A 2,281-nucleotide genomic window follows, 5' to 3' on the forward strand; every position below is an offset into this window, starting at 1 on the left:
TCGCGCCGAGGCGTTACAGCACCGCTGTCGCGCCACCGAGCAGGCGGCGGAACAGGAGGACAGTGCGCTGCTACAACAGCTGCTGCCAGAGGTCGTTAATGCGGTGCAACAGCTGGAAGCGCTGTTTGACCGCGCACTCGAAACGCACATCCATGAAGAGGTGACATAATGAAAGAGAGCGTAATCTGGCGGGTGGCGGTTCTTGACGACCATCCGCTGATCGGCAAAGCCATGCAGTACCGCTTAGCGCAGGAGTCTCAGCTGGTGATGGCCGGGGCCTTCTCTCAGCGCCAGCAGCTGATGGCTTTTCTGCAACGGCATCAGGTTGATGTGCTGGTGCTGGACTATATGCTGGGGGAAGACCAGCTCGACGGCCTGCAGATGGTTAAACAGCTACGTCTGCACTATCCGCAGCTGCGGATTCTGGTGTCGTCCGCAGTGGAGAAACCGGCTATCGTCCAGCTGCTGCTGAAAGAGGGCGTACAGGGTTTTGTCGGTAAAAGCCAGGATCAGGAGGTGTTGATCAGCGCGCTGTACCAGATCTGCCGCGGCAAGCGTTTTCTGACTGCTGACATGATGCTGGAGCTCGATAAATTTAAAGAGAGCGACCGCGAGATGCATAACTACCTGTTGCCACGCGAAAGCGGCGAGGATATTTCGCTACTGGTGCGGGAGCTCAGCCCGCGTGAGATAGAGGTGATTCGCTGCTACCTGGATGGGTTAAGCATTACGCAGATTGCCGGCAAGTATGCGCGCAGCCGCAAAACCATCAGCGGCCAAAAACAGACAGCGCTGCGTAAACTGGGGCTGCGATCCGATCTTGAGCTGTTCAACTACAAGCAGCACTTCAGCGACCTGGTGATAACCCACTGAGCCTGTACCGGCGAATAAAGTGTGTTCTGTGACGCGGATCAAGACGAATCACCGCCTGAGCGCTGCTATCATGAATTCTAGTATGGTAGTTTAGCGTTAATCACAGACACGATGACGGTGGATATCATTATGCAGCTGACAATGCGTTGGTTTGGTCCCAAAGAAGATAAAGTTTCGCTGGAGAATATTCGTCAGGTGCCGGGCGTACGCGGCGTGGTTGGCGCGCTGTATGATGTGCCGGTGGGAGAGACCTGGCCGAAAGAGAAGATCGCCGCGCTGGTGGAGCAGGTGCATGCCGCCGGCCTGACGGTGGAGGTGATTGAGAGCGTCAATATTCATGATGACATCAAGATCGGCCTGCCAAGCCGCGATCGTTATATTGAGAATTATAAGCAGAGTATCCGTAACCTCGCCGAAGCGGGCGTGAAGGTGATCTGCTACAACTTCATGCCGGTGTTCGACTGGATGAAGACCGACATGCACTATGTGCTGCCGGACGGCTCTATCACGATGGCGTTTGAGAAGCGCGGCATCGATAAGGATCTCGACGAGGTAGTGAAAGAGGTGCTGGAGAGTTCCAACGGTTTTGCCCTGCCGGGCTGGGAACCGGAGCGTCTGGCGAAAGTGCAGGAGCTGTTTGCCAAATATCAGGGAGTGGATGATGCGAAACTGCGCGATAACCTGGCTTACTTCCTGAAAGCGGTGATCCCGGTGTGTGAAGAGGTGGGCGTGAAGATGGCGATCCACCCGGACGATCCGCCGTATTCGATCTTTGGTCTGCCGCGCGTGGTGAAGAACCGCGACGATCTCGACTGGATCTGCAACGTGGTGGATTCTGAAGCCAACGGCATCACGCTGTGCACCGGTTCGATTGCGGAAGATCCGCAAAACGATGTGTATGCGATCCTCGCCGAATTCTCGCGCCGCAAGCGTATTCCGTTTGCCCACGTGCGTAATATCAAAATTATTCAGGACAAAGATTTCTATGAGTGCGCGCACCCGACGGAGTATGGCTCACTGGATATGTATAAAGTGCTGCAGTCGATGTATGACAACGGCTTTGATGGCTATATCCGCTCCGATCACGGGCGCTTTATCTGGGGCGAGACCGGCCGTCCGGGCTACGGTTTATATGACCGCGCGCTGGGCACCACCTACCTGCTGGGCCTGTGGGAAGCGCTGAGCAAGCGCTGATCGGCTGAAGCCGGCACCGCCCTGCCACGTGACGCCCGGGCTTACCTCACGCCCCCCTCTTGCGTTAAGCATGGTTATCGCTGCTTATTTTGACCTCCGGAGTGGCGACCCGTCAGGGCCGCCATTGTTGCATACGGCGCCAGCGCATCTGGCCGTCGGTGCAATCTTCAGAGATGTTATCGCTGTGATTCCCGCATACGGTCAGAAGGGAGCG

At 56.4% G+C, this 2,281-nt stretch carries 2 protein-coding genes; both read left to right on the plus strand.

Annotation, left to right across the window (positions count from 1 at the left end; all coding sequences use genetic code 11):
• The first annotated feature begins 168 nt into the window (after window positions 1–168).
• Complete coding sequence (locus tag HA48_RS21785; RefSeq protein WP_128603164.1) at window positions 169–873, plus strand: response regulator; 705 nt, start codon at window positions 169–171, stop codon at window positions 871–873.
• A gap of 129 nt (window positions 874–1,002) precedes the next feature.
• Complete coding sequence (gene uxuA / locus HA48_RS21790) at window positions 1,003–2,067, plus strand: mannonate dehydratase (RefSeq protein WP_128603165.1); 1,065 nt, start codon at window positions 1,003–1,005, stop codon at window positions 2,065–2,067.
• Window positions 2,068–2,281 lie beyond the last annotated feature (214 nt).

The sequence above is a fragment of the Pantoea wallisii genome, from assembly GCF_002095485.1.
Classification (GTDB): Bacteria; Pseudomonadota; Gammaproteobacteria; order Enterobacterales; family Enterobacteriaceae; genus Pantoea; species Pantoea wallisii.

What these genes read in the sequence shown, in the direction of transcription:
- uxuA (WP_128603165.1), top strand. Translation starts at nt 1,003, where the DNA reads ATGCAGCTGACAATGCGTTGGTTTGGTCCCAAAGAAGATAAAGTTTCG.
- HA48_RS21785 (WP_128603164.1), top strand. Translation starts at nt 169, where the DNA reads ATGAAAGAGAGCGTAATCTGGCGGGTGGCGGTTCTTGACGACCATCCG.